23 protein-coding genes and 1 riboswitch are annotated in these 24,188 nt (G+C 70.7%); of the genes, 12 read left to right on the plus strand and 11 right to left on the minus strand.

Annotated elements, in window-relative coordinates; genetic code table 11:
• Positions 1–120 precede the first annotated feature (120 nt).
• The gene (locus E6A21_RS01935; protein ID WP_138442429.1) at positions 121–1,302 is read right to left on the minus strand and encodes an ROK family transcriptional regulator; all 1,182 of its coding nucleotides are present in this window, start codon (positions 1,300–1,302) and stop codon (positions 121–123) included.
• Positions 1,303–1,362: 60 nt separating this feature from the next.
• Positions 1,363–3,069 carry an aminopeptidase P family protein gene (locus E6A21_RS01940; protein ID WP_138442430.1) on the minus strand — a complete coding sequence of 569 codons (1,707 nt, stop codon included), beginning with the start codon at positions 3,067–3,069 and terminating at the stop codon, positions 1,363–1,365.
• On the opposite strand from E6A21_RS01940, the gene E6A21_RS01945 reads away from it, so the two are divergent.
• Positions 3,046–3,894: a PHP domain-containing protein gene (locus E6A21_RS01945; RefSeq protein ID WP_138442431.1), complete on the plus strand. Its 849-nt coding sequence runs from the start codon at positions 3,046–3,048 to the stop codon at positions 3,892–3,894. The two genes, E6A21_RS01940 and E6A21_RS01945, sit on opposite strands and share 24 nt — an antisense overlap.
• A 21-nt stretch (positions 3,895–3,915) precedes the next feature.
• Here the strand turns inward: E6A21_RS01945 and E6A21_RS01950 are convergent, their stop codons facing one another.
• The 5 genes from E6A21_RS01950 to thiE all read right to left on the minus strand — a co-directional run bounded on the left by E6A21_RS01950 (position 3,916) and on the right by thiE (position 10,069).
• Positions 3,916–4,803, minus strand: a complete 888-nt coding sequence (locus tag E6A21_RS01950; RefSeq protein ID WP_138442432.1) for a DNA-methyltransferase — start codon at positions 4,801–4,803, stop codon at positions 3,916–3,918.
• 13 nt (positions 4,804–4,816) lie between these two features.
• Complete coding sequence (locus tag E6A21_RS01955) at positions 4,817–6,628, minus strand: DEAD/DEAH box helicase (protein ID WP_138442433.1); 1,812 nt, start codon at positions 6,626–6,628, stop codon at positions 4,817–4,819.
• A 287-nt stretch (positions 6,629–6,915) separates the two neighbouring features.
• Positions 6,916–8,475, minus strand: a complete 1,560-nt coding sequence (locus E6A21_RS01960) for an RNB domain-containing ribonuclease (RefSeq protein WP_425471497.1) — start codon at positions 8,473–8,475, stop codon at positions 6,916–6,918.
• A 47-nt stretch (positions 8,476–8,522) separates the two neighbouring features.
• Complete coding sequence (locus E6A21_RS01965) at positions 8,523–9,365, minus strand: prephenate dehydratase (protein ID WP_138442434.1); 843 nt, start codon at positions 9,363–9,365, stop codon at positions 8,523–8,525.
• Positions 9,362–10,069, minus strand: coding sequence for a thiamine phosphate synthase (thiE, locus tag E6A21_RS01970; RefSeq protein ID WP_138442435.1), 708 nt, complete (start codon positions 10,067–10,069; stop codon positions 9,362–9,364). The genes E6A21_RS01965 and thiE overlap by 4 nt, the downstream gene beginning before the upstream one ends.
• 14 nt (positions 10,070–10,083) lie before the next feature.
• Positions 10,084–10,218, plus strand: a riboswitch (TPP riboswitch).
• Here thiE and thiO point away from each other — a divergent pair.
• From thiO to E6A21_RS01985, 3 genes are all read left to right on the plus strand, one after another.
• Positions 10,215–11,438: a glycine oxidase ThiO gene (gene thiO / locus E6A21_RS01975; protein WP_138442436.1), complete on the plus strand. Its 1,224-nt coding sequence runs from the start codon at positions 10,215–10,217 to the stop codon at positions 11,436–11,438. Its footprint overlaps the riboswitch before it by 4 nt.
• Positions 11,435–11,689, plus strand: a complete 255-nt coding sequence (gene thiS, locus E6A21_RS01980) for a sulfur carrier protein ThiS (RefSeq protein ID WP_138442437.1) — start codon at positions 11,435–11,437, stop codon at positions 11,687–11,689. The genes thiO and thiS overlap by 4 nt, the downstream gene beginning before the upstream one ends.
• Before the next feature lies 1 nt (position 11,690).
• Entirely contained in the window at positions 11,691–12,512 is an 822-nt protein-coding gene (locus E6A21_RS01985) for a thiazole synthase (protein ID WP_138442438.1), read from the plus strand.
• 77 nt (positions 12,513–12,589) lie between these two features.
• Here E6A21_RS01985 and E6A21_RS01990 read toward each other — a convergent pair whose 3' ends face one another.
• The 3 genes from E6A21_RS01990 to E6A21_RS02000 form a co-directional block, all read right to left on the minus strand.
• Entirely contained in the window at positions 12,590–12,901 is a 312-nt protein-coding gene (locus E6A21_RS01990; RefSeq protein ID WP_138442439.1) for a hypothetical protein, read from the minus strand.
• A gap of 5 nt (positions 12,902–12,906) precedes the next feature.
• Positions 12,907–13,131: a DUF3107 domain-containing protein gene (locus E6A21_RS01995; protein WP_138442440.1), complete on the minus strand. Its 225-nt coding sequence runs from the start codon at positions 13,129–13,131 to the stop codon at positions 12,907–12,909.
• Between the two features lie 73 nt (positions 13,132–13,204).
• On the minus strand, positions 13,205–13,801 hold the full coding sequence (locus E6A21_RS02000; RefSeq protein WP_138442677.1) for a TetR/AcrR family transcriptional regulator: 597 nt from the start codon (positions 13,799–13,801) through the stop codon (positions 13,205–13,207).
• Between the two features lie 134 nt (positions 13,802–13,935).
• Here E6A21_RS02000 and moeB point away from each other — a divergent pair, with 134 nt between their 5' ends.
• A complete protein-coding gene (gene moeB, locus E6A21_RS02005) occupies positions 13,936–15,123 on the plus strand; it encodes a molybdopterin-synthase adenylyltransferase MoeB (RefSeq protein WP_138442441.1) in 1,188 nt (395 codons plus the stop codon).
• A 95-nt stretch (positions 15,124–15,218) separates the two neighbouring features.
• Here moeB and E6A21_RS02010 read toward each other — a convergent pair whose 3' ends face one another.
• Positions 15,219–16,568, minus strand: coding sequence for a glutamyl-tRNA reductase (locus tag E6A21_RS02010; RefSeq protein ID WP_138442442.1), 1,350 nt, complete (start codon positions 16,566–16,568; stop codon positions 15,219–15,221).
• Positions 16,569–16,688: 120 nt separating this feature from the next.
• Here E6A21_RS02010 and hemE point away from each other — a divergent pair, with 120 nt between their 5' ends.
• The 7 genes from hemE to hemB all read left to right on the plus strand — a co-directional run bounded on the left by hemE (position 16,689) and on the right by hemB (position 24,187).
• A complete protein-coding gene (gene hemE / locus E6A21_RS02015; protein ID WP_138442443.1) occupies positions 16,689–17,744 on the plus strand; it encodes a uroporphyrinogen decarboxylase in 1,056 nt (351 codons plus the stop codon).
• 7 nt (positions 17,745–17,751) lie between these two features.
• Positions 17,752–19,266, plus strand: coding sequence for a protoporphyrinogen oxidase (gene hemG, locus E6A21_RS02020; RefSeq protein ID WP_138442444.1), 1,515 nt, complete (start codon positions 17,752–17,754; stop codon positions 19,264–19,266).
• A gap of 71 nt (positions 19,267–19,337) precedes the next feature.
• Positions 19,338–20,066 carry a hydrogen peroxide-dependent heme synthase gene (hemQ, locus tag E6A21_RS02025; protein WP_138442445.1) on the plus strand — a complete coding sequence of 243 codons (729 nt, stop codon included), beginning with the start codon at positions 19,338–19,340 and terminating at the stop codon, positions 20,064–20,066.
• Positions 20,063–21,301 (plus strand): ferrochelatase, encoded by a 1,239-nt coding sequence (locus E6A21_RS02030; RefSeq protein ID WP_171041222.1) that lies wholly within the window; start codon positions 20,063–20,065, stop codon positions 21,299–21,301. The genes hemQ and E6A21_RS02030 overlap by 4 nt, the downstream gene beginning before the upstream one ends.
• 2 nt (positions 21,302–21,303) lie before the next feature.
• Entirely contained in the window at positions 21,304–22,296 is a 993-nt protein-coding gene (gene hemC / locus E6A21_RS02035) for a hydroxymethylbilane synthase (protein ID WP_138442446.1), read from the plus strand.
• Between the two features lie 2 nt (positions 22,297–22,298).
• Positions 22,299–23,210, plus strand: a complete 912-nt coding sequence (locus E6A21_RS02040) for a uroporphyrinogen-III synthase (RefSeq protein WP_138442447.1) — start codon at positions 22,299–22,301, stop codon at positions 23,208–23,210.
• Positions 23,207–24,187: a porphobilinogen synthase gene (gene hemB / locus E6A21_RS02045; RefSeq protein WP_138442448.1), complete on the plus strand. Its 981-nt coding sequence runs from the start codon at positions 23,207–23,209 to the stop codon at positions 24,185–24,187. The genes E6A21_RS02040 and hemB overlap by 4 nt, the downstream gene beginning before the upstream one ends.
• Position 24,188: the final 1 nt, after the last annotated feature.

Below are 24,188 nucleotides of genomic sequence, written 5' to 3' on the forward strand. Positions count from 1 at the left end.
AGCCGCCTTCCTTGGCGGCTCCGTTGAGTTTGTCAGGTGCCCCCTTTGGCGTCAAGACTTGAACTCAATGACGCGAGTACGAGTCGCGCCCCGGTTTTCAGGGCATGTAGGAGGGCCCCTTCAGACCGCGACGGGGTCGGCGTCGATGGCGACGCAGTCGATCGCGTACGCGACGGCTCCGAGCGTTGCCGCGCGCAGGCCGAGCTGGGCCTGCACGATGTCGGGCATGAGCTCCTCGCCGACGATGATCGAGCGCTCGACGGCGTGGCGCATCGGCCCCAGGAGGAGCTCGCCCCCACGCGAGAGTTCGCCGCCCACGACGATCCGCTCCGGGTCGAGGAGGTTGCAGAGGTTCGCGGTGGCGAGCCCGATGTGCTTGCCGGCCTCCGCGATCGCACGGATGCAGCGCGCGTCGCCCGACATCGCCTGCACCACCACGTCTCCGAGGTTCAGGCTGCCCAGATGGTCCCTGAGACCGTCGATGATGGCAGGGCCCCCCGCGACCGTTTCGAGGCATCCCCGGTTTCCGCAGCGGCAGAGGACGCCGTTCTCGCGCACCGTGAAGTGGCCGAACTCTCCCGCGATGCCATGATTCCCGCGGAAGACCTGTCCGTTCAGGAGCAGCCCCGCCCCGATCCCGTCGCCGACGTCGAGCGTGATGACGTTGCGCTTCCCCCTCGCGGCACCCAGACGGGCCTCCGCAAGGGCAGCCAGGTTCGCCGCGTTGTCGACGTAGACGGGCCGCCCCAGACGCCGCCCCAGCGAGTCGGCGATCTCCACGCCGTCCCACCCCCGCATGATTCCGCTCCGGGCGATCGTGCCGCTCCCGCGGTCATAGGGCGCGGGTATCGCGAGGCCGACGGCGAGGACTTCGTCCCGGGAGGCCTCGACCGACTCGAGCATGTCGCTGAGGAGCAGGGATACCCGGTCGAGCTCGTTGTCGGCACGGTAGTCCTTGGCCAGGGGCATGTGGTTCTCGGTCACCACGGTGTGCGCGACGTCGGCGAGGGCGATCCGCATGTGCCGAGCCGAAAAGTGCACTCCCACGACGAGGCCGAGCGTGTGCGCGAGCGTGACCCTCTGGGCCCGCCGCCCGCTGCGGATGCTCTGCGTCGTGTGGAGCACACCGGAAGTGGAGAGCTCCTTGACGATGTTGGAGACAGTCGCCGGGGAGAGCCCCGTGGCACCGGCCAATTCGACTTGGGTCAGGCCCCCGTACTTCTTGATGACGTCGATGATTCGCGCCCGGTTGGCTTCACGAAGTGAAGTCTGTGAGCCCGGGGTCCGGCGCTGGATTGCCACGAGGAGCAGAATACATGGCTGCGCAAGAGTTCAGACGGGCGGGCCGGACAGGCCCGCACCTCAGAGGAGGCCCGCCATCCAGGACTCGACCTCGCCGGGCTCGCGGGGGAGCGCCGAGGAGAGGCTCACGGGTCCGTCCGCCGTCATGAGGATGTCGTCCTCGATCCGCACCCCGATCCCGCGGTACTCCTCGGGCACCGCGAGGTCTTCTTCCTTGAAGTACAGCCCCGGTTCGATGGTGAACACCATGCCCGGTCTCAGCTCGCCGTCGAGGTAGAGCTCGGCCCTGGCCTGCGCGCAGTCGTGGACGTCGAGGCCGAGGTGGTGGCTCGTGCCGTGGGGCATCCAGCGCCGGTGCTGCTGGCCCTCCGGCGAGAGGGCTTCCGCCGCGCTCACCGGCAGGACCCCCCACTCCTCGAGGCGCGCCGCGAGGACTTCCATCGCCGCCGAGTGGACGTCGCGGAAGCGCACGCCGGGGCGGGCGGCCGCGAACGCGGCGTCGGCGGCATCCAGCACGGCCTGGTACACGCGCCGCTGGACGTCGCTGAACTTGCCGCTGACTGGGACCGTGCGTGTGACGTCGGCCGTGTAGAGCGACTCGGCCTCGACCCCCGCGTCCACGAGCAGCAGGTCGCCCTCACGTACCGGGCCGTTGTTGGTGATCCAGTGGAGGACCGTCGCGTGGTTCCCGGCGGCGGCAATCGTGTCGTAGCCGAGGTCGTTGCCCTCTTCACGGGCCTTCGCGAAGAAGGTCGTCTCGATGACGCGCTCGCCGCGTCGGTGCGCGACAGCTCGCGGAAGGGCGCGCACGATCTCCTCGAACCCGGCCGCCGTTGCAGCCACCGCTTCCTCGAGCTGCTCGACCTCCCACTCGTCCTTGACGAGGCGCAGCTCTGAGAGCGCCTCCTTCAGCTGATCGTCGAGGGCGTCGAACTCGCTCAGGTCGAGGGCATCCGGGTCCTGGGCGGTGTTGTAGCGCACCGTGTCGACGAGCGCGTCGAGGTTCTCGTCGACCTTGCGCACGAGGCGGACCGAGAGGCCGCCGATCTCCGGGGCTCCCACGCCCTTCGTGAGCGCGACTTCAAGCTCGTCGAGGTGTGCGGTCGCGAGGCCGAGGAGCGCCTTGAGCTCTGCGAGGGTGGGCCGGGGGCCCACCCAGAACTCGCCCGTGTGTGCGTTGGCGTAGAACTGCTCAGTGTCCCGGCCCGCGAGCGGGCGGAAGTAGAGGGTCGCCGTGTGGTGGCCGCCGTCGTCGCCGGTCCCCTCCTCGACGGGTTCGAGGACGAGCACGGCGTCGGGCTCGTGATCCGTTCCGAGGCCCGTGAGATGGGCGAATGCCGAGTGCGGGCGGAACCTGTAGTCCGTGTCGTTCGAGCGCACCTTGGGCGGCCCCGCCGGGATCACGAGGCGCTCGCCGGGGAACTGCTCGGAGATCGCGCGACGACGGCGGGCAGCGAACGCTGCGACGTCTGCGAGCTGCGGGAGTTCCTGGTCGGCAGGGGCCCACTGGGAGGCCATGAAGCTCTTGAAGGCGTCCGAGGAAGGCCGCTGCGATCGGTTGTTCACGCGGTCCTCGAGGGATTGGACGGACTGCTGCCCTGACTGGGCGCCGGGTTCGGGGCTGTAGCCATGGCCGGCCGCGGTTTCTGAAGCATTCACGAGCCCATTCTTCCACCGGCCCCCACGAAGTCCACCCTTCCGGAAAACCCCGGCGCTGCGCGTCGGGAAGGCTATCGTGGTCGCGTGAGGATTGATCTCCACGCTCATTCGAGCGTCTCCGACGGGACGGACACCCCCGCCGAACTCGTAGCGGCCGCCCGCGAGGCCGGACTGGATGCCGTCGCGATCACGGACCATGATTCGACGAGTGGCTGGACGGAGGCCGCCGAGGCCGCGCGGTCCCTCGGGGTCACGCTCGTGCCCGGAATGGAGGTCTCCTGCCGGACCCCTGAGGGGATCAGCGTCCACGTCCTCAGCTACCTGCACGATCCGCAGCACGAGGGACTGCTCGAGGAGATCACGAAGGCCAAGGACGCCCGGCTCAGCCGCGCGGAGCACATGGTCTCCCTGCTCGCCGAGGACTATCCGCTCTCTTGGGACGACGTCACGCATCACGTAGCGCCCGGGGCCACGGTCGGACGTCCGCATATCGCGGACGCGCTCGTCGCAGCGGGGATCGTGGAAGACCGCACGGAGGCGTTCGCGACCATCCTCTCGTCGCGGTCCCGGTACTTCCTCCAGCACTACGCGCCCGAGCCTGCGCTCGCCGTCGAACTCGTCCGCGCCGCAGGCGGCGTCCCCGTGTTCGCGCACCCAGTCGCGGAGGCACGCGGACGCACCGTCGGCGAGGGGACGTACCACGACATGATCGATGCGGGTCTTGCGGGACTGGAGGTCTACCACCGGGACAATCCCGAGGACCGGCGTCCGTTCCTGCTCGAGCTCGCCGAACAGAACGGGCTGTTCGTGACGGGGTCTTCTGACTATCACGGGCTGGGGAAGGTCAACCGGCTCGGCGAGAACACGACGTCGCCCGAGGTGCTCGGGGAGATCGAGCGCCAGGCGCGGGGCGCCGTCGTCGTACGGGGCTGAGCGCGCGCCGAGCGGGCAGCCTCAGGCGGGACGCGCGTCCGCCCGGACAATCTCAGCCGAGGAGAGCCTCGCGGCCATGATGTCCACGGCCTGCGGATTCGAGTCCACGCACACGAAACGCCGGCCGAGCTCACGCGCGGCCGCGCCGAGGGTGCCCGAGCCGGCGAAGAAGTCGAGGACCCAGTCGCCCGGGCGCGAACTGGCGGCGACCATGCGTCGCACGAGGCCCAGTGGCTTCTGCGTCGGATAGCCCGTCTTCTCCCGGCCCGTCGGGGAGACGATCGTGTGCCACCACACGTCAGTCGGGAGCTTGCCGAGCTCCCGCTTCTCGGGCGTCACGAGTCCGGGTGCCATGTAGGGCTCGCGGTCCACTTCGGCGCTGTCGAAGTGGTATCTCGCGGGGTCCTTGACGTACACGAGGATCGTGTCGTGCTTGGTGGGCCACCGGCGCCGGGCGCGCGCTCCGAAGTCGTACGCCCACACGATCTCGTTGAGAAAGCACTCGCGCCCGAAGACGGCGTCGAGCATGACCTTCGCATAGTGCACCTCGCGGTAGTCGAGGTGCAGGTAGAGCGTGCCTTCGGGCGAGAGGAGGCGCCAGGCCTCGAGAAGCCGCGGTTCGAGGAACGTCCAGTAGTCGCCGAACGCGTCGTCGTACCGATGGAGTGCGCCCTTGATCGTCTCGTAGCGCTGCCCGCCGAAGCCGACACGATCCCCGTCAGAGCTCCGGACCATCGTGAGGGACTGGCGGCGCTGCGCCCGGCCCGTGTTGAACGGAGGGTCGATGTAGACCATCGTGAACGCGCCGTCGGGCAGGAGAGGGAGGTACTCCGCATTGTCTGCGCAGACGACGAGGTCGGGGCCGTCCGGGCGCCAGCCGGCGCCCGGACCGAAGCCGCACTCCGACACCGGGTCCCTGGCCCTACTCGGCCTGGGAGCGGCTGACGACCTCGCCCTCGACGCGGCGGGTCCGCGAACGACGACGCCGCGCGGCCAGCACGCCGCGATCGACGCCTTCCTCGGCGTCTCCCTGCAGGAAGACGGAGGCGGCTGCTGCCGCCGGACCCTGCTTGGCTTCGCTGGCCTTCGTGCCGCGGCCCTTGGCTTTGGCAGCGGTGGCGCCCTCAGCCGACGCCGTCTCCTCGCTGTTCGCCGTGCGCCGGCGGCGGGGACGGCCTTCACCGCGGGATTGACGGTCGGAGCGGCCACGGCCGTGACCGTGCTTCCCCTCGCCATCGCCGCGTTCGGCCTTCGCCTCGCCCTCCGCTGAAACCGACGCCGCGGGCGCGCGCCTTTCGCGCTTCTCGCTGTGGCCGCGCTCCCGGCCCTTCACGCCGCGCGGGCGCGACTTCTGCCCAGGCCCGCCGAGGTCTTCGAGCTCCTCGGCCTCGACTCCCTCGAGGACGCGCTTGTGCCGGGGCAGGCGCCCCTTCGTGCCCTCAGGGATGTCGAGGTCCGTGAAGAGGTGCGCAGAGGACGAATAGGTTTCGACGGGCTCGGGGACGTCGAGACCCAGAGCCTTGTTGATGAGCGACCAGCGGGGGACGTCCTCCCAGTCGACGAACGTCACCGCGGTGCCCTTGTGCCCGGCACGGCCGGTGCGCCCCACGCGGTGCAGGTAGGTCTTCTCGTCCTCGGGGCACTGGAAGTTGATGACGTGGGTGACGTCCTCGACGTCGATGCCGCGCGCGGCAACGTCCGTCGCGACGAGCACATCGACCTTGTTGTTCCGGAACGCCCGCAGGGCCTGCTCGCGTGCGCCCTGCCCGAGGTCGCCGTGAAGGGCGGCCGCGGCGAAACCACGGTCGACGAGCTCCTCCGCGAGCTTCGCGGCGGTGCGCTTGGTCTTCGTGAAGATGATCGTCCGACCGCGTCCCTCGGCCTGGAGGATGCGGGCCACCACCTCGTCCTTGTCGAGCTGGTGGGCGCGGTAGATGACCTGCCGGATGTCCTTCTTCGTGATCGAGTCGTCGTCCGGGTCGGACGCCCGGATGTGCGTGGGCCGGCTCATGTAGCGACGGGCCATGGCGACGACGGGGCCCGGCATGGTTGCCGAGAAGAGGAGCGTCTGGCGGATCGCGGGGACTGCGCCGAGCAGCGTCTCGACGTCGGGCAGGAAGCCGAGGTCGAGCATCTCGTCGGCCTCGTCGAGCACGACCACCCGGACGTTATTGAGGTTGAGGTGCCGCTGACGGTGCAGGTCGATGAGGCGGCCCGGCGTGCCCACGACGACGTCGACGCCGCGCTGGAGCGACTCGATCTGCGGCTCGTAGGCACGCCCGCCGTAGATGACCTCGATCCGGAGGTTGGTGCGCTTCGCGGCGGTCCTCAGATCCTGCGACACCTGGACGGCAAGTTCGCGGGTCGGGACGACGATGAGCGCCTGCGGTGCACCCGGAGCCGGGAGCTTCCCATAGTTGGGGTCGTCCACGGGAATGGTCCGCTGGAGGGCGGGGATGCCGAACCCGAGTGTCTTGCCCGTTCCGGTCTTCGCCTGGCCGATGATGTCGTGTCCTCCGAGGGCGACGCCGAGGGTCATCGACTGGATCGGGAACGGGTGCAGGATGCCGGCATCGGCGAGCGACTGGGCGATCTCGGGAATGACGCCGTAGTCGCTGAAGGTCTTCTGTGCCTCCTGGCGGACGGGCGCGTCGTTGGTGATCGTCTCCTCGGTCTCGAGCACCTCGGCGCCGGTGTCGTCCAAGAGGACTTCGTGGGTGTGGACTTCGTTCAAGGGGTGGTGTCCCTCTCCATCTGGGCTAGGTCGAGCCGCTCGACGGACGACAGGGGACGAGGGGCAGTGAGCCTCGCCTCGGCCGGAGGCGTTCGGAGCAGTCGTGCAGCAGCCATCCAGTGGAAGCCGATCGCGGGCTATCAGGGCGCCGGCGTCAGTGGCCGGCAAGTTGAAAAGCAGATCGCAAATGTACGACCGGGCATCCAATAACATTTCAAGGATACCGTGCAGGCTTGCAATTCCGGGAATCGTGGCCTACGACACGCGGCCTGGGCTCCCGATCCGGGTCACACCCGCTCGAACAGGACCAACCGTTTCTGGATGTCGGCGGTGACGAGCCGGACACGGATCGTGGTCCCGGACTCCATGTCGCCCTCGCAGCGCGCGGTCACCGGGGGATCCGCGAGCTGGACCGTGCCGAAGGGCTTGGCCGAGGCCGAGGGACGCGTCCCGTTCTGCGAGCTCGCGATGCGGTCGAGCGGCTGGGCGGGACGGCGTTCCCCATTGGCGGCCGGCGCTCCGTTCGCAGGCGAGGGCTTCGAGCCCGAAACGACGACGGCGTCGAACTCCTGGCCGACCCGGTGCACGAGCAGCGCGGCCTCGACAAGGTCGAGCGACGCGCGTTCGACCTGCGCCGCCCGGAGGTCCGATGCGGCCATGAGCCCGGGCAGCGCTGGGAGCGCGTCGCGAACCCAGTGGGGGACCTCGCGCGCGTTCGCGAGAGCCTCGCAGAGCACGAGAACGAAGCGGTCGACGAGACGGCGCAGCGGGGCGGTGGTGTGGGCATACGGCGCAGCGATGGCGGCCTGGACGTGACGCTCGGGCACTCTCCCGTCGAAAGGGGTGTAGGCAGCCCCACGGAACAGGGCCGCGGCGGCGTGGAGGATCGCAAGCTGGCGCGGGTCCGAGGCATCGAGGGTCCTCAGGTACTCGCCGTACGGAACGCTCGTGTCCCATTCGCGCCCGAGGGCTTGGGTCTGCCGGAGGAAGTGGCGCAGCGACTTGTCGTCCGGCGGCGGCATGGTCCTGAGGATGCCGACGCGGCCGTCCATCATGAGCCTCGCCGCGGCCATGCCCGCCATGAGCGAGATCTGCGCGTTCCAGTCCTCAACCGGGTGCGCGGAGGAAGCCTTGATCCGGTACCCGCCGTCGTCGGTCGGCACAATCTCCTGCTCGGGCAGGTTCAGGCTCGCCCCGCCGCGCCGGCGCTCGAGCTCGACCCTCTTGAGGCCCACCTCCCTGAGGAGCATGAGGGAATCAGTCGCGCTGCCGGCGTCGATCTGCTCCTGGACCTCGGCGTACGCGAGCCGTGCGCGGCTCCGCACCCGCGCACGCTGGAGGCCGACGTCGGTCACCTCGCCGTTCGCATCGAGCCGGAAGTCCCACACGAAGGCTCCGCGAACCGAGTCGGCCAGGAGGCTCCCCACGTTGTCGGTGATGTCGTCCGGGTGGAGGGGAACCTTCTCGTCCGGGGCGTAGATGGTCTGGCCGCGGCGCCGTGTCTCGGCGTCGAGCTCTCCGTCGGGACGGACGAAAGCCGGCACGTCGGCGATCGCGTACCGCACCCGGTAGCCCGTGCCGTCCCGTTCGATGTGGAGGGCCTGGTCCAGATCGGTGGAACCCGGCGGATCGATCGTGACGAACTCGACGTCCGTGTGGTCGGGCGTCGGGAGCTCGAGCGAGGCAATCGCAGCCTCCGCCTCGGCCAGCGCGGCAGGGGGATAGTGGGACGCGAGCTGGAACTCCTCGCGGAGCGCGGCAAAGGCAGACTCCAGCGCGACGATCCCCGGGCGGGTGGCGGGCGCTGTCGCGGCCCCCGCCTTCGCCGTGATGTGCTGGTAGCCCACGAGCGTCAGCCTAGACCTCCCCGTCGCAGGCGGACAGGAGGTTCTGGTCAGGCGGTCTGGCCGAACCGGCGGGGATGGGCCGGGAACACGCCGAGGATCCGGAGCTCGGACGAGAAGAACGTGAGTTCCTCGAGGGCGCGGGCGAGCGGCGGCTCGTCCGGATGCCCCTCGACGTCGACCATGAACATCGTGGCCGCGAACTTCCCGTTCACCATGTAGCTCTCGAGGCGGGTCATGTTGACGCCGTTCGTCGCGAAGCCGCCGAGGGCCTTGTAGAGCGCGGCCGGGATGTTCTTCACGCGGAATACGAAGCTGGTGACGAACGGTCCCTCTCCTACCGGCGGGAACTCGCGCGGGGGAGCGAGGATCACGAACCGCGTCGTGTTGTGCTTGTGGTCTTCGATGTCGGAGGCGAGGACGTCGAGGCCGTAGCGCTGGGCCGCGAGGGGAGGCGCGATCGAGAGCTTCGCCGGGTCGCCCCACTCGGCTACCTCACGAGCCGAGCCCGCGGTGTCGCCGGCCACGACGGGAGTGAGGCCGTGCGACCGGATGAAGCCGCGGCACTGCGCCAGGGCGTGCACGTGGCTGTGGACTTCGCGGGCCCCCTCGATCGTCGACCCAGGGATGCCCATGAGGCTGAAGCGAATGCGGAGGAAATGCTCGCCGACGATCTGCAGCGCCGTCGTGGGAAGCAGCAGGTGGATGTCCGCCACGCGCCCGGCCACCGTGTTGTCGATGGGGATCATCGCGAACTGCGCCTCGCCGCCGTCGACCGCTGCGAACGCGTCCTCGAACGTCGCACAGGCGAGCGCGTCCGCGTCCGGGAAGGCCTCGAGCGCGGCCATGTGCGAGTTGGCGCCCGGCTCCCCCTGATAGGCGACGACGGTCATGCCGTGGCCGCGCTGGTCTCGATCGCCGGCAGCTGCGCCCGGAGGCGGGCGGCGGCGTCCGCAGGATCATCCGCCTCGGTGACCGCTCGGACGACGACGACGCGGCTGGCCCCGGCGTCGACGACGCGGGCGATGCTGCTGTGGTCGATCCCGCCGATTGCGAACCAGGGGATCGGCGTCCGTCCCGCGTCCCTGGCCTCGGCGGACCGCTGCGCGGCGTACTCGACGAGTTCCAGCCCCACTGGTGTCCGGCCGGGCTTGGTGGGGGTTGCCCATACGGGTCCCGTGCAGAAGTAGCCGAGGGGAGCGGCGTCGTCGCCGGTGCTGCCCTCGCCTGAGCTGGCTCCGAGGGCGGCGTCGACCTGCGACGGCGCGTGGGTCGAGAGGCCCACCGCGACTGCATCGCCCACGACGCGCCGCACGGCCTCGAGCGGGAGGTCGCGCTGCCCCACGTGGAACACCGGCGCGCCGGAGAGCAACGCGATGTCGGCCCGGTCGTTGACGGCCCACAGCTTGCCGTGGCGCTCGGCGGCCGCCCTGAGGGTCTCGAGGAGTTCGAGTTCCTCGGCCGCCTCGATCTGCTTGTCGCGCAGCTGGATGATGTCGACGCCCCCCGAGAACGCAGCGTCGACGAAGGACGCGAAGTCGCCGCGGTCCCGCCGGGCGTCAGTGCACACGTAAAGCTGGGCGTCGGTCAGAGGCATGGAACTAGACTAGACCTCACGACTGCGGGAGCCCGCGTATGACGATCCGCCCCAAGGGTGGGCGGCGCCGCCGGGCTGAGAGGGCTTGAGCCGACCGTAAGAACCTGATCCGGCCTGTACCGGCGTAGGGAAGGACGAGGATTTCGTGGAGCAGTACCGGGGCGGGGCCCCGTCGGCTGACGTCGCCGTGATCGGAGGCGGGGTCGTGGGCCTGGGCATCGCGTGGGAGGCCGCGCGCTCGGGCCGCCACGTCGTCGTCGTCGACCCGGCTCCTGGCTCAGGGGCGAGCTTTGCGGCCGCGGGCATGCTGGCCGCGGTGAGCGAGTACCACTACCAGGAGGAGGACCTCCTCGGCCTCATGCTCATGTCCGCCCGGCGCTGGCCCGGCTTTGCCAGCCCGCTCGCCGCCGAGGCCGGCTACCTCCGGACGCCGACGCTGTGCGTCGGGGTGGATGCGGCGGACCGCCAGGCGCTTGCCGACCTCCGCGCCGTGCAGGAGGAGCACGGACTCGAAGTACGCTCCCTCACGGTGCGGGAGGCACGAAGGCTCGAACCGCTCCTGGCACCGGGAATCTCGGGTGCCTTCGAAATCGCTGCCGACCACCAGGTCGATCCGCGCCGGCTCGTGTCTGCGCTCCTGTCTCGGCTCGGCCCGGAGCGGCTCGTCCGTGAGCGCGCGCAGGGACTCCTCTGGGACAGCGGTCGGGTCGTCGGCGTGCGGCTTGCCGATGGGAGCGAAGTGCGTGCCGCCGAGACGATCGTGGCCAACGGCCTGGGGGCCAGGACGCTTGAAGACCTGCCGGTCTCGCTCCCGCTCCGGCCGGTCTACGGCGACATCCTGCGCCTGCGTGTGCCCCCCAGCCTCCGGCCGCTCGTGACAGCGACGGTCCGCGGGCTCGTGCGGGGCAGACCTGTCTACCTCGTCCCGCGCTCGGACGGGACGGTCGTGATCGGCGCAACCCAGCGCGAGGACGGGTCCGACGCCGTCTCCGCGGGAGGCGTGTACGAACTGCTCCGGGACGCGCAGGCGCTCGTTCCGGCGGTCGCCGAGCTCGAGCTGTACGAGACCACGGCCCGGGCGAGGCCCGGGACCCCGGACAACGCGCCGCTTCTGGGGCGGGTCGCAGCGCGGCATGCGGAGGGCGGGGCCGCGGGCGACGGCGGTGACGTCCCGGGCCTCATCGTCGCCACGGGCTTCTTCCGTCATGGCGTCCTGCTCACAGCAGCAGCGGCGGCCATCTGCCGTGAAATCCTCGACGGCGGCACCGAGGAACGCTGGGCTGCGTTCCGCCCCGACCGCTTCATGGACGACCCGCGGCGGGCTTCCACCGTTCACGAGCGAAACCAGGCTTCAGGAAGGACCGCATGAACGCTTCATCCACGCTTGCGCTCACCGTCAACGGAGAGCGCCGGGACATGAGCGAGGGCGCGAGCGTCCTCGACCTCGTCGCCGTCACGACGGGCCGCTCTCTCGGCTCGGACGGCCGTCCCACAGACGGCGGAAGGCTTGGCCTCGCCGTCGCCCTCAACTCGCAGGTCGTGCCCCGCGCCCGCTGGGCCGCCACACCGCTCACGGCGGGAGACGCCGTCGAGCTCGTCACAGCCATGCAGGGAGGCTGACATGGGAACATCCGTCAACACCGCCGAGGGCGCCTACGAACCGCTCCTCGCCGACGATCCGTTCGTGGTGGACGGAGTGGCCCTCGGTTCGAGGCTCATCATGGGCACGGGCGGTGCGCCGAGCCTCGACGGTCTCGGGGAGGCCCTCGAGGCCTCGGGAACCGAACTCACGACCGTGGCCATGCGCCGCTTCTCGCCCGACGAGCAGGGCTCGCTCTTCCAGCTCCTGGTCGAGAAGGGGATCCGCGTCCTGCCGAACACGGCCGGCTGCTTCACCGCGCGCGACGCCGTCCTCACCGCCGAGCTGGCGCGCGAGGCGCTCGAGACCGATTGGGTCAAGCTCGAAGTCATCGCGGACGAGACGACACTCCTCCCTGACCCCATAGAGCTCGCCGACGCGACGGAGCAGCTCGTGGGGCGGGGATTCAAGGTGTTCGCCTACACGAACGACGACCCGGCACTGGCGCGCCGCCTCGAGCAGCTGGGTGCGGTTGCCGTCATGCCCCTTGGCGCGCCGATCGGGACGGGCCTCGGCATCCTCAACCCGCACAACATCGAGCTCATCGTGGCGCGCGCCGGGGTTCCGGTCGTGCTCGACGCCGGGATCGGGACGGCGTCGGACGCGGCGCTTGCGATGGAGCTGGGCTGCGACGCAGTCCTCCTCGCCTCCGCCGTGACCCGTGCCCAGGACCCGGTGCGCATGGCGACCGCGTTCCGTCACGCCGTGACGGCCGGTCGTCTCGCAGCCCAGGCGGGGCGGATCCCGCGGCGTGAGCACGCGCTCGCGTCGAGCCCGATGGAGGGGCGGGCCCAGTTCCTGTGAGGCTGGGCGTCCTGTGAGGCAGCGCGTCCTGTGAGGTTGGGCGCTCGGTGACTTGGGCGCTCGGTGGGGCCGGGCGCTCAGCCCCTGAGCACGCGGGTGAGATCGGCGAGGTCCCGCTTCTCGCGGCGACGCTCGATGAGCTTCGTCACCGCGACCGAGACCACGAGGCCGAGCGCCATGGGGACGACCCACGGCATCCACAGGAGGCCGGTCAGGTAGCCCGTCCCGGCTGCGACCACGACAATCCAGGCGAGGCATGCGACGACGACGCCGAGCGCCACGGGGAGCATGATCCCATACTTCCCGTGCCGCCGGTCCGCCGCCCACAGCGCGAAGCCGACGCCGCCCGTCACGATGACGTCGATGACGAGGGACCAGACAGTCTCCACTGGCGTCAGAGGGCGGCGAAGCCCACTCGGCGGGCCTCCTGAGCCCCGAGCTCGACGTAGCCGATGACCTTGGCCGGGATGATGACCTGGCGTCCCTTCTCGTCCTGGAGGCGGAGCTCGGTCTCCCCGGAGATGGCCTCCGCGACGAGCTTCGCAACGGCGTCGGCGTCCTGGGTGGACTCGAGCACGATCTCACGGCCGACGTTCTGGATGCCGATCTTGATTTCCACGTGGTCTCCCTATTGCTCAGTCAGAACATGGATGGGCCGGTGGGCGCGAGCCCGCCGGTCCTCTATAAGTACCTTAGGCCTCTTTGGGGAATCGAGAGATTCCGCGCCAGGCCAAACGCGAGACGAGATCGCTCGCGACGTCGAGGTCCAAGTCGTGCGATGCCTCGAGCCAGTACCGGGCGCTCACCTGGGCCATGCCGGCGAGCCCTCGGCCCAGGAGCTGGGCCTCGACCATCGGCAGCCTCGTGTCGGCCGCGATGACCCGCGCGATGGCCTCGGCGAACCCGCGATTGAACGTCTCCAGCCGGGAGGCGACCTCGGGGTCGTTCACGAGGTCGGATTCGAAGACGAGGCGATGCGCCTTGTCGTCCTTTGCGATGAACTCGTAGTACGTGCGCATGACGGCGCGCACGCGCTCACGGTTGTCGGTGGTCGAGTCGAGCGCGGACCGCGTTAGCTCGGTCAGTGCGGCAAGGTGGCTGTCGAGCAGGGCGAGGTACAGGTCGCGCTTGGACGGGAAATGCTGGTACAGCACGGGCTTGGAGACCTGGGCGGTCTCTGCGATATCGTCCATGGCGGCGCCGTGGTACCCATTCGCCGCGAAGACCTCGAGGGCCGCGCTGAGGAGCTGCGCCCTCCGCTCGTCCCGGGGGAGGCGCGGGGACCGCATCGATGCCGGGCGAGGCTCGGTGCTCACAGCCCCACCTTCCTCTCGCGCTGTCTCACGCACAAACTATGCATTCACTCTACCCGCGGGTTGCCTCACCGGCGCATGCGCCACGCTCTCGGGCATAGGCTGGAAGCATGTCCGCGACCTCCGACCAGACCACACTTCCGCCGCTTGTGGAGCCAGCGCCGCCGCTGACACCCGAAGAGGTGCAGCGGTACTCGCGGCACGTCATCATCCCCGAGATCGGCGACACCGGGCAGCGGCGGCTCAAGAACGCCAAGGTCCTCGTGATCGGTGCCGGCGGCCTGGGCTCGCCCGCGCTCCTGTACCTCGCCGCAGCGGGTGTCGGGACCCTCGGGATCGTCGACGACGACGCGGTGGAGCTCAGCAACCTGCAGCGGCAGGTCATCCACGGAGTCTCGGACGTCGGCCGCCCCAAGGCGCAGTCAGCCCGCGACGCGGTCCGCGAGCTCAACCCGCTCGTCGACGTCCGCCTCCACGAGGTGTACCTCGACGCCTCGAACGCCCTCGAGATCTTCGCGGGCTACGACCTCATCCTGGATGGGACCGACAACTTCGCTACGCGGTACCTGGTCAACGACGCCGCGGCGATCCTCGGCAAACCCTACGTGTGGGGCTCGATCTTCCGCTTCGACGGGCAGGTGAGCGTCTTCTGGGAGAAGTACGGGCCGACGTACCGGGATCTCTACCCAGAAGCACCGCCAGCGGGGTCGGTACCGTCGTGCGGCGAGGGCGGTGTCTACGGCATGCTCTGTGCGACGATCGGCGCGTCCATGGTGACCGAGGCCGTCAAGCTCATCACCGGCGTCGGCCGCACCCTGCTCGGCCGGGTCCAGCTCTACGACGCCCTGCACGCGAGCTGGCGCGAGCTGCGCGTCTCGAAGGACCCGGAGGCGCAGCCCATCACCCAGCTCGTGGACTACGAGGCCTTCTGCGGCGTGGCCCCTGCCGCCCCTGCCCCGTCGGGGCAGACTGTCACGGCGCGCGAGCTGGCGGACATGCTCGAGGCGCGCGAGGCTGGCCTGGCCGACTTCGAGCTGATCGACGTCAGGGAGCCGGGGGAGTACGCGATGGTGAGCATTCCCGGCGCACGGCTCATCCCGCAGGGTCGGCTGCTCTCGGGGGAGGCCTGGGGGGAGGTCCCGAAGGACAAGGACGTCGTTTTTCACTGCAAGTCCGGGGTCCGCTCGGCCAACGTCCTCGCAGCCGCCCAGACGGCGGGTTTCAGCACCGCGAGGCATCTCGAGGGTGGGGTCCTCGCTTGGGTGCGGGACGTGGAACCGGACAAGCCGACGTACTGATGTTCCCGTCGGGCCTGACGACCTCAGGACCGGGGAAGATCAGGCCCGAGCCCTCGCGCAGCGGCCGCGCGGGCTGTCCGCCTCCGGCCGAGGCCTCAGCCGGCCTGCGTGTGGTCGACCGGGCAGTCCTCTGCCGACTCGGCGGCCTTCTGGGCGTCGTGGTCCTCGCCGAGCGACTCGGCGACGACGGACGGCAGCTCGACGCTGATCCCATAGAGGGTGTCGAGCGCAGCCAGGTACTCGGCCTCACGGCCCTGGGCCGCAAGCTCGCGGGCCCGCACGGTCGGGGTGTGGAGCAGCTGCTTGACCATGCGGCGCATGGCGAACTCGACCTCCTCGGCGGCGGCGGTGCAGCCGTGCCGGGCGCGGACCTTGTCGATCTCGGCGTCGAGGACCGCCATCGTGTGGCGGCGCAGCGCCACGATGGCGGCGTCGGCCTGACGCGCCTGACGCTGGGACTCGAAATCCTGCGCGGCGGCGTCGACGATGCGGCTCGCCTCGGTGAGGGCCTCGGCCTGCTCCTGGGGCGCCGCGAGGCGCACCGACTCGAGCGTCACGAGCTCGACGTTCTCGAGAGAGCCGACGGCGGGGTCGAAGTCATGGGTGAGCGCGAGGTCGATCACGATGAGCTGCTGCGGGGATTCCGAGCGGATGGCTGCGAGCTCGACGGCCTCCATGGGCGTGGTCGAGCCGCTGCAGCCGATGAGCACGTCGGCCTGCGCAATCGCCTCCGGGAGCTGTTCGGGAGTCACCGCGAGGCCCCCGCGGGCCGCGGCGAACTCCTCGGCTCGGCCCGACGAGGAATACACCTCGACGTGCGTGCATCCGCGCTCGCGGAGCAGCGCCATCGTGGCGCCCGCGTAGGCGCCTGTCCCGAAGAGGACCGCGCGCTTGGCCGTCCAGTCGGGCTCGTCGGCGAGATCGGCCGCGAGGTCGAGCGCGACCGACACGATCGAGAGGCCACGGCTCCCGAGCGCGGTCTGCGTGCCGACGTCCTTCGCGGTGCGGGACGCGGCCTGGAAAAGGCGGACGAGGGTGGGGCTTGCCGTGCCCTCCTCCTGGGCGGAGATGAGCGCGCGGCGCACCTGGCCCGCGATCTCGCGTTCGCCGACGACCGCGGAGTCCAGGCCCGAGCTCACGGCGAAGAGATGGCGCGCGACGTCGGCCCCGTCCTTCGTCCGGAAGATGTCCGAGACGGTGGAGCCCGGCACGCCGCTCCGCTGGCTGATCTCGGCGACGAAGGCCGAGCGTGCCGCCTCGAGGTCTTCAGGGGCGGGCGCCTCCGCATAGATCTCGAAGCGGTTGCAGGTCGAGAGGACCACCGCGCCGGCGACAGCGGGGGACTTCGAGGCCGATGAGGCCACGGTGGCAGCACCGTTGCTCAAGAGGGCAACGGTTTCGAGATTCAGATCGGCGTGAGTCGCCACCATCGAGAAAACAACCACAGCCCGACCATCATAGCTTTTCGATCCGGTGTAGAACACGCCATTTCGACCGTGATCTGCGTAACCCCCGTGTGACACATCGTCAGCATGAGGCCTTGCCCCCTCTGAGAGAATCGGCCTATGACCCTCAGCCCTGACCACCCCCTCAAGGACGGCCGGACCGCGCAGTCTTCCCTCATCACCGCGTACCGGGGAGCACGTCCGAGCAGTCGCCCCGTGTGGTTCATGCGGCAGGCCGGCCGCTCCCTGCCCGAATACCGAGCCGCGCGGGAAGGCGTCGGGATGCTCGAGGCCTGCCTCAAGCCGGAACTGGCGGCCGAGATCACGATCCAGCCTGTGCGCCGTCACGGCGTGGACGCCGGGATCTTCTTCTCCGACATCGTCATTCCCCTGAAGCTGGCCGGGATCGGGGTCGACATCGCCCCGGGCGTCGGGCCTGTGCTCGAGCGGCCGATCCGCACGCCGGACGACGTCGCCGCGCTCCCGCGCCTCGAGGACTCGATCTTCGCGCCCATCCGGGACGCCGTCCGGCTTGCGGTCGAGGAGCTGGGAACGACCCCGCTCATCGGATTCGCGGGCGCACCGTTCACCGTTGCGGCCTACATGATCGAGGGGCGGCCGTCCCGCGATCACCTGGGGCCCCGCACCATGATGCACGGGGACCCGTCAACCTGGCAGGCGCTCATGGAATGGACGGCCGATGCGTCGGGCCGATTCCTGAGGGCCCAGATCGAGGCCGGCGCCTCGGCCGGCCAGCTCTTCGATTCGTGGGCGGGCTCGCTCGGCCTCGAGGACTATCGGCGCAGTGCCGCGCCGTACTCCTCGCGCGCTCTCGACCACGTCCGGGATCTCGGTGCCCCGCTCGTCCACTTCGGAACCGGCACCTCGGAGCTCCTGGGCGCCATGTACGAGGTGGGGGTCGACGCCGTCGGCGTGGACTACCGCCTGCCCATCCAGGAGGCCAACCGGCGGCTGGGAGGCCGCGTCGTCCTCCAGGGGAACATCGACCCCGCCCTGCTCGCAGCACCGTGGAACGTCCTCGAGGCGCACGTGCGGGAGATCGTGCGGCACGGTGCTTCCGCTCCCGGCCATGTCCTGAACCTCGGCCATGGGGTACCGCCGGAGACCGACCCGGGCGTCCTGACGCGCCTCGTCGAGCTCATCCACTCGATCTAGGCGCGCAATGGAAGCAGAGCAGAGCGAGGGGCGCCGGGTGCCCGCCGCTCGCGCCGTCGTCGTCGGCGGGAGCGAGGGGCGCCGGGTGCCCGCCGCTCGCGCCGTCGTCGTCGGCGGGGGAGTGGCCGGCCTCTCCGCCGCGCTCGAGCTCCGCGGCCGCGGCGTCGACGTCACCGTCCTCGAGGCGGCAGACCGATGGGGCGGGTGCGTCGGGGTCCACGAGGTCGCGGGGCTCACCCTCGACAGCGGCGCTGAGTCGTTCGCGACCCGCACCGACGGTGTGAAGAGCCTGCTCGACGAGCTCGGCCTCGCGGGGGAGGTGGTGACCCCTCACCCCTCCGGCGCGTGGGTCCAGCTTCCCAGCGGAGCAGAAGAGCTGCCGAAGGCGGGCGTCCTCGGCATCCCGTCCAATCCGTGGGACCGCGAGGTGCGCTCGGCCCTCGGCTGGTGGGGGTCGTTCCGGGCGTCGCTCGACCGCTACCTCCCCGCCCGGCCGCCGCGCGAGCAGGAGAGTGTGGCCGCCGTCGTCCGCGCGCGGATGGGCAGGCGCGTCCTCGAGCGCCTCGTCGCGCCCGTGGTCGGGGGCGTGCATTCGGCGGATCCCGAGCTCCTGGACATCGACATGGTCGCGCCGGGACTGCGCACGCTCATGGTTGAGCGGGGCTCCCTCGCGGGGGCCGTCGCGGCACAGCGCGAGCGCGGCGCGGCGCGCGCCGGGGCGAAGGCGGGCTCTGCCGTGGCGGGCGTGAGGGGAGGAATGAACCGTCTCGTCACCGCGCTCGTGTCCCGGCTCGCGGACGACGGCGCCACCCTCGTGAGCGGGGAGCGCGCCGAGCGCCTGGACCGCTCGGGCAGCGGGTGGCGCGTGGGGACTGTGCGGAGCGACGGCACCGTCAATGCCTACGACGCCGATTGCGTGGTCGTCGCGCTCGGGGGGCCCGCGGCGGTCGAACTGCTCTCGGACGCCGTCCCGGAGCTCGCAGGCCATGAGCCGGTTCCCGGCCCCGAGGTCAAGCTCGTCACGCTCGTGCTCGACAAGCCCGAACTGGGCACGCGTCCGCGGGGTACGGGCGTCCTCGTCGCACCACAGTCGCCGGGCATCCATGCCAAGGCCCTGACGCACGCGACGGCGAAGTGGTCCTGGCTCGCGGACGAGGCCGGCCCCGGCACGCATGTCGTCCGGCTCTCCTACGGCCGCGCCGAGGACCCGGGCGCGACGCCGGCGGACCAGGAACCCGAGACCGACGGCGAGCTGTTCCGGGCTGCGCTCGCCGACGCCTCCCTCCTCCTGACGGTTCCCCTTGCACCGGAGGACGTGCTCGGCTGGGACGTGGTGCGGTGGGAGGACGTCCTGCCTTTCGCGACGGTGGGGCATCGCGAGCGTGTCGCAGAGATCCGCCGGCTCGTCGCCGCCCAGCCCGGCCTCGCCGTCGTCGGCGGCTGGGCCGCGGGGAACGGGCTGGCCTCGGTCGTGCCCGATGCCCGCAGGCAGGCGGGGGAGCTTGCGGACAGGCTCGTGTGAGCTTCATCACTTCTACGTCTTGTAGAAGTATCTGATTCGATTTGCCGCCGACGAAGGAGCACACTGGACCCATGAGCCACACTTTTGACGATTCTGTCACCAAAACTCTGCCGGAGGGTGGCCCCAGCGCCGAGGCTCCCGAGCAGCTGTTCTTCACCCTGTGGGCCGTCTTCGGCCGGGTCTCCGGCAGCGCTGCTCCCGCCGCTAGCGCCGTCTCCGACTTCGAGGCCCTTGTGGCTCGCCTCGGCGAGAAGGGCGTGACGGTCCGCGGCCTCTACGACGTCTCCGGACTCCGCGCTGGCGCGGACGTCATGGTGTGGGTCCACGGCGCGAAGCCCGAGGACCTCCAGCAGGCCGTGCGGGACATTCGGCGCAGCGAGCTCTTCGCCGGCGCAGAGCAGACGTGGAACGCCATGGGCGTTCACAGGGAAGCGGAGTTCGCGAAGAGCCACACCCCCGCCTTCTCCCGCGGGGTCGAGCCGAGCACGTGGCTCACGGTCTACCCCTTCGTGCGCTCCTACGAGTGGTACCTCCTCCCCGCCGACGAGCGCTCACGGATGCTCCGCGACCACGGCATGCTCGGCCGCGACTTCCCGCAGGTCATCTCCAACACCGTCTCCGCGTTCGCCCTCGGGGACTGGGAGTGGATCCTCGCGCTCGAGGCTCCCGAACTGGTCGACCTCGTCGACATGATGCGCCACCTGCGCTACACCGACGCCCGCAACCACGTGCGCGAGGAGATCCCCTTCCACACCGGCCGGCGCATCTCCGCGGCCGAGGTCGCCGAGGTCCTCGCATGATCGCCCCCGCCACGGGTGCCCCGGGGGCCCTGTCAGTCAGCACCGCGATCAACCCGGCCACGGAACCCGGGCGGATGGAGCCCAAGTCCTACGACGCCATCCTCCTCGCGTCCTTCGGCGGCCCTGAGGGGCAGGACGACGTCATCCCCTTCCTGCGCAACGTGACCCGCGGCCGCGGGATCCCGGACGAGCGCCTCGAAGAGGTCAGCCACCACTACCGCGCCTTCGGGGGCGTGAGCCCCATCAACGGCCAGAATCGCGAGCTCAAGGCGGCGCTCGAGGCCGAGCTCGACGCACGCGGCATCGAGCTGCCGGTCTACTGGGGCAACCGCAACTGGGACCCCTACATCCCGGAGACGCTCCAGCGGATGTACGACGACGGCCACCGCCGCGTCCTCATGGTCACGACAAGCGCCTACTCGTCCTACTCGAGCTGCCGCCAGTACCGGGAGGACATCGGTGTCGCGCTCACCGAGACGGGACTCGCCGGGCGGCTCGAGGTCGACAAGGTCCGTCAGTACTTCGACCATCCGGGGTTCGTCGAACCTTTCGTCGAGGGCACGGCGGCGGGCCTCGCCCAGGTCCGAGAGGCCCTCGGCGCCGCCGACGGCTCGCGCGATGGCGAGATCAGGGTGCTCTTCGCGACCCATTCCATCCCCACCCGCGATGCCGAGGCCGCGGGACGTTCCGGCAGCGAGCCGCGCGAGTTCGAAGGCGGATCGGCGTACGTCGCGCAGCACCTCGCGAACGCGCGGGCGATCATGGCCGCTGTCGATGCCGGCGGTTCGCGGGACGTCAAGTGGGACCTCGTGTACCAGTCGCGCTCCGGTGCGCCCCACATCCCGTGGCTCGAGCCAGACGTCAACGACCATCTCGAGGCGATAGCCGCGGGAGACGGCGGTCCCGCCGTGAAGGGTGTCGTCATCGTGCCGCTCGGCTTTGTGAGCGACCACATGGAGGTGGCGTGGGACCTCGACACCGAGGCCCTCGAGACGTCCGAGAAGCTGGGCATCCAGGCTGTACGCGTTCCAACCCCGGGCGTGCACGGCAGGTTCGTCGCGGGCCTCGTGGACCTCATCCGCGAGCGGACGGCCGAGGACACCATCGCGGATCGCCCCCACGTCACCGATCTCGGACCGTGGTACGACGTCTGCCGGCCGGGGTGCTGCGAGAACTTTAGGGGGGCGAAGCCGGTCATAGCCGAAGCCGGCGTCGAACTCCCTGCTGGGAACTGACCATGTCGGTGCGCATCGGGACGCGGGGAAGCGCCCTCGCCCTCACGCAGACCCAGCAGACGGCCGACCTCCTCGCCGCCGTCGGCGGATTCGAGACCGAGCTCGTCCGGATCAAAACCGAGGGTGACGTCCGCACCGGTTCCCTCGCGCAGCTCGGCGGGACGGGCGTGTTCGTAGCCGCCCTCCGCGAGGCGCTCCTTGCCGACCGGTGCGATGTCGCGATCCACTCGCTCAAAGACCTCCCGACCGGTGGCACCCCGGGCCTCGCCCTGGGCGCGATCCCCGCTCGGGCCGACGTCCGCGACGTCCTGTGCGCCCGCGACGGGCTCACGCTGGCCCAACTCCCCGCGGGAGCGAAGGTCGGCACGGGTTCGCCCCGCCGCGCAGCTCAGCTCCGGGCCGCAAGGCCTGATCTCGAGGTCCACGACATCCGCGGCAACGTCGACACACGGCTCGGCCGCGTGCCCGGCCTCGGCGGCAGCGCATCCGGTACCGCCGGCGGCGACCTCGACGCCGTCGTCCTCGCGGCCGCAGGCCTCGCGCGCCTGGGGCGTACCGACGTCGTGAGCGAGTACTTCGAGCCCGACGTCATGCTCCCGGCCCCCGGCCAGGGGGCGCTCGCGGTCGAATGCCGCCTCGACGATGCCCCCGCGCGGGAGAACGGCGTCCTCGTGCCGGACGCCGTGCAGGGAGTGCTCGCGCAAGCCCTCGCCGCGATCGACGACGCCGACACGCGCCTGGCAGTGAGCGCGGAGCGAGCGCTCCTCGCGCGGCTCGAGGCGGGGTGCGCCGCGCCCGTGGGAGCGCTGGCCCGCCGCAAGGGCAGCCTCCTGTACCTCGAAGCCGTGGTGTGCTCGCCCGACGGCAGGCAGAGCGTCCGGCTCAACAAGGCGACCGACGGCCTGACGGACGTCGGCGCCCACCTGCTCGGCATAGAGCTCGCGGAGGACCTCCTGGCTCACGGCGTCGCCGGCTTCGCGGAGTTGGGCGCCTGAGCATGGCAGAGGACGGTTCGGTGCCCGCTGGCGGTCTGACAGGCCGCCGCGTGCTCCTGACCCGCAGCCCGGACCGGGCCGGGGCGATGGCCGCCGCGCTTGCCGGTGCTGGCGCCGAACCGCTCCTCCTGCCGCTCATCGATTTCGAGCGCACCCCCGACGCCGAGGGGCTTGCCGCCGCGTTGACCCGCCTTCGCGGAGGCGAGTACGCGTGGCTCGTCGTCAGCAGCATCACGACGGTACGGGCCCTCAAGGACTACTCGGCCGGACAGGGACTTCGGCTCGTCGATCTCGTGCCGGAGGGGGTCAAGATCGCCACGATCGGCCCCTCGTCGCGTCGCGCCGTCGAGGCCGAGGGCCTGCGCGTGGACCTTGCCCCGGACGGCAGTCAGTCGGCGGAGGGCCTTCTCGAGGCGTGGGCGCCCTCGGACGACGGCGGGGCCGCCGGTTCCGATGGAGCCGGTGCGACCCGCGTGCTGCTGCCCCAGAGCGACCTCGCGGCGCCTACGCTCGCCGAGGGCCTCGACGCCCTCGGATGGGACGTCGACGCTGTGACGGCCTACCGGACCGTCGACTACCCGGCCGACCCGCAGCGTCGCCTCACAGCAGGCCTCGCCCTCGGTGCCGAGCCAGCCGGTGCCGTGGTCCTCGCCCCGGACGAGGCCCGGGCCCAGCTCGCCGCCGGCAGGCTCGACGCCGTAGTAGCGGCATCACCGAGCGCCGCGCGGCGCATCCACGAGACCCTGCGCCCCCTCGAAGGCACGAGTCTGATCGCCATCGGGCAGCCGACCGCGGAGGAGCTGCGCTCCCTCGGGCTGCCTGTCGGCGCCACGGCGGCGAGACCTACACCCGAGGGGATCGTCGACGCCGTCATCCACGCACTGTCCCAGCAGCACCGGAAGGAAAATCCATGAGCTTCCCCCATCGCCGCCCACGCCGCCTGCGCCAGACCCCTGCGCTGCGTCGGCTCGTCGCCGAGACCCGGCTGCACCCGGCCGAGCTGATCCTGCCGGCGTTCATCCGCGAAGGCATCGGAGAGGCCGTGCCGCTGCAGTCCATGCCGGGGGTCGTGCAGCACACGGCCGACACGCTCAAGCGGACGGCCGTCGAGGCGGCGGAGCTCGGTCTGGGCGGCATCATGCTCTTCGGCGTGCCCGAGCAGCGTGACGCGACCGGCTCGGCCTCGCTCGATCCCGAGGGAGTGCTCAACGCCGCCATCCGAAGCGTCCGCGCAGAGGTGGGCGACGAACTCGTCGTCATGAGCGACGTGTGCCTCGACGAATTCACCGACCATGGGCACTGCGGAGTCCTCGACGACCAGGGCCGTGTCGACAACGACGCGACGCTCGAGATCTACGGCCAGATGGCGGTCGCGCAGGCGGAGGCCGGCGCCCACGTCCTCGGCCCGAGCGGCATGATGGACGGCCAGGTCGCCGTCATCCGCCAGGCACTCGACGTCGCCGGCTACCAGGACGTCTCGATCGTCGCGTACGCAGCGAAGTACGCGTCGGCGTTCTACGGCCCGTTCCGCGAGGCGGTGGACTCGCAGCTCAAGGGCGATCGCCGCACGTACCAGATGGACGCGGCCAACCGCCGTGAGGCCCTGCTGGAGGTCGAGCTCGATCTCGAGGAGGGGGCCGACATGGTGATGGTCAAGCCTGCGATGAGCTATCTCGACATCCTTGCCGACGTCGCCGCGATGAGCCCGGTTCCGGTCGCGGCCTACCAGATCTCGGGGGAGTACGCGATGATCGAGGCGGCCGCCGCGAACGGGTGGATCGACCGCAAGGCTGCGATCCTCGAATCCGTGCTCGGGATCCGCCGCGCGGGTGCCGATATGGTCCTGACCTACTGGGCGCCCGAGATCGCGCGGTGGCTGGGCGAGCGGTAGG

Source organism: Sinomonas susongensis, from assembly GCF_005877005.1.
Taxonomy (GTDB): domain Bacteria; phylum Actinomycetota; class Actinomycetes; order Actinomycetales; family Micrococcaceae; genus Sinomonas; species Sinomonas susongensis.

What these genes read in the sequence shown, in the direction of transcription:
- E6A21_RS01940 (WP_138442430.1), bottom strand. Translation starts at nt 3,069, where the DNA reads ATGAGCGTGGAGATCAATCCTCACGCGACCACGATAGCCTTCCCGACG.
- E6A21_RS01965 (WP_138442434.1), bottom strand. Translation starts at nt 9,365, where the DNA reads ATGACCGTCGTCGCCTATCAGGGGGAGCCGGGCGCCAACTCGCACATG.
- thiE (WP_138442435.1), bottom strand. Translation starts at nt 10,069, where the DNA reads ATGCCTCTGACCGACGCCCAGCTTTACGTGTGCACTGACGCCCGGCGG.
- thiS (WP_138442437.1), top strand. Translation starts at nt 11,435, where the DNA reads ATGAACGCTTCATCCACGCTTGCGCTCACCGTCAACGGAGAGCGCCGG.
- E6A21_RS01985 (WP_138442438.1), top strand. Translation starts at nt 11,691, where the DNA reads ATGGGAACATCCGTCAACACCGCCGAGGGCGCCTACGAACCGCTCCTC.
- E6A21_RS02000 (WP_138442677.1), bottom strand. Translation starts at nt 13,801, where the DNA reads ATGCGGTCCCCGCGCCTCCCCCGGGACGAGCGGAGGGCGCAGCTCCTC.
- moeB (WP_138442441.1), top strand. Translation starts at nt 13,936, where the DNA reads ATGTCCGCGACCTCCGACCAGACCACACTTCCGCCGCTTGTGGAGCCA.
- hemE (WP_138442443.1), top strand. Translation starts at nt 16,689, where the DNA reads ATGACCCTCAGCCCTGACCACCCCCTCAAGGACGGCCGGACCGCGCAG.
- hemG (WP_138442444.1), top strand. Translation starts at nt 17,752, where the DNA reads ATGGAAGCAGAGCAGAGCGAGGGGCGCCGGGTGCCCGCCGCTCGCGCC.
- hemQ (WP_138442445.1), top strand. Translation starts at nt 19,338, where the DNA reads ATGAGCCACACTTTTGACGATTCTGTCACCAAAACTCTGCCGGAGGGT.
- E6A21_RS02030 (WP_171041222.1), top strand. Translation starts at nt 20,063, where the DNA reads ATGATCGCCCCCGCCACGGGTGCCCCGGGGGCCCTGTCAGTCAGCACC.
- hemC (WP_138442446.1), top strand. Translation starts at nt 21,304, where the DNA reads ATGTCGGTGCGCATCGGGACGCGGGGAAGCGCCCTCGCCCTCACGCAG.
- E6A21_RS02040 (WP_138442447.1), top strand. Translation starts at nt 22,299, where the DNA reads ATGGCAGAGGACGGTTCGGTGCCCGCTGGCGGTCTGACAGGCCGCCGC.
- hemB (WP_138442448.1), top strand. Translation starts at nt 23,207, where the DNA reads ATGAGCTTCCCCCATCGCCGCCCACGCCGCCTGCGCCAGACCCCTGCG.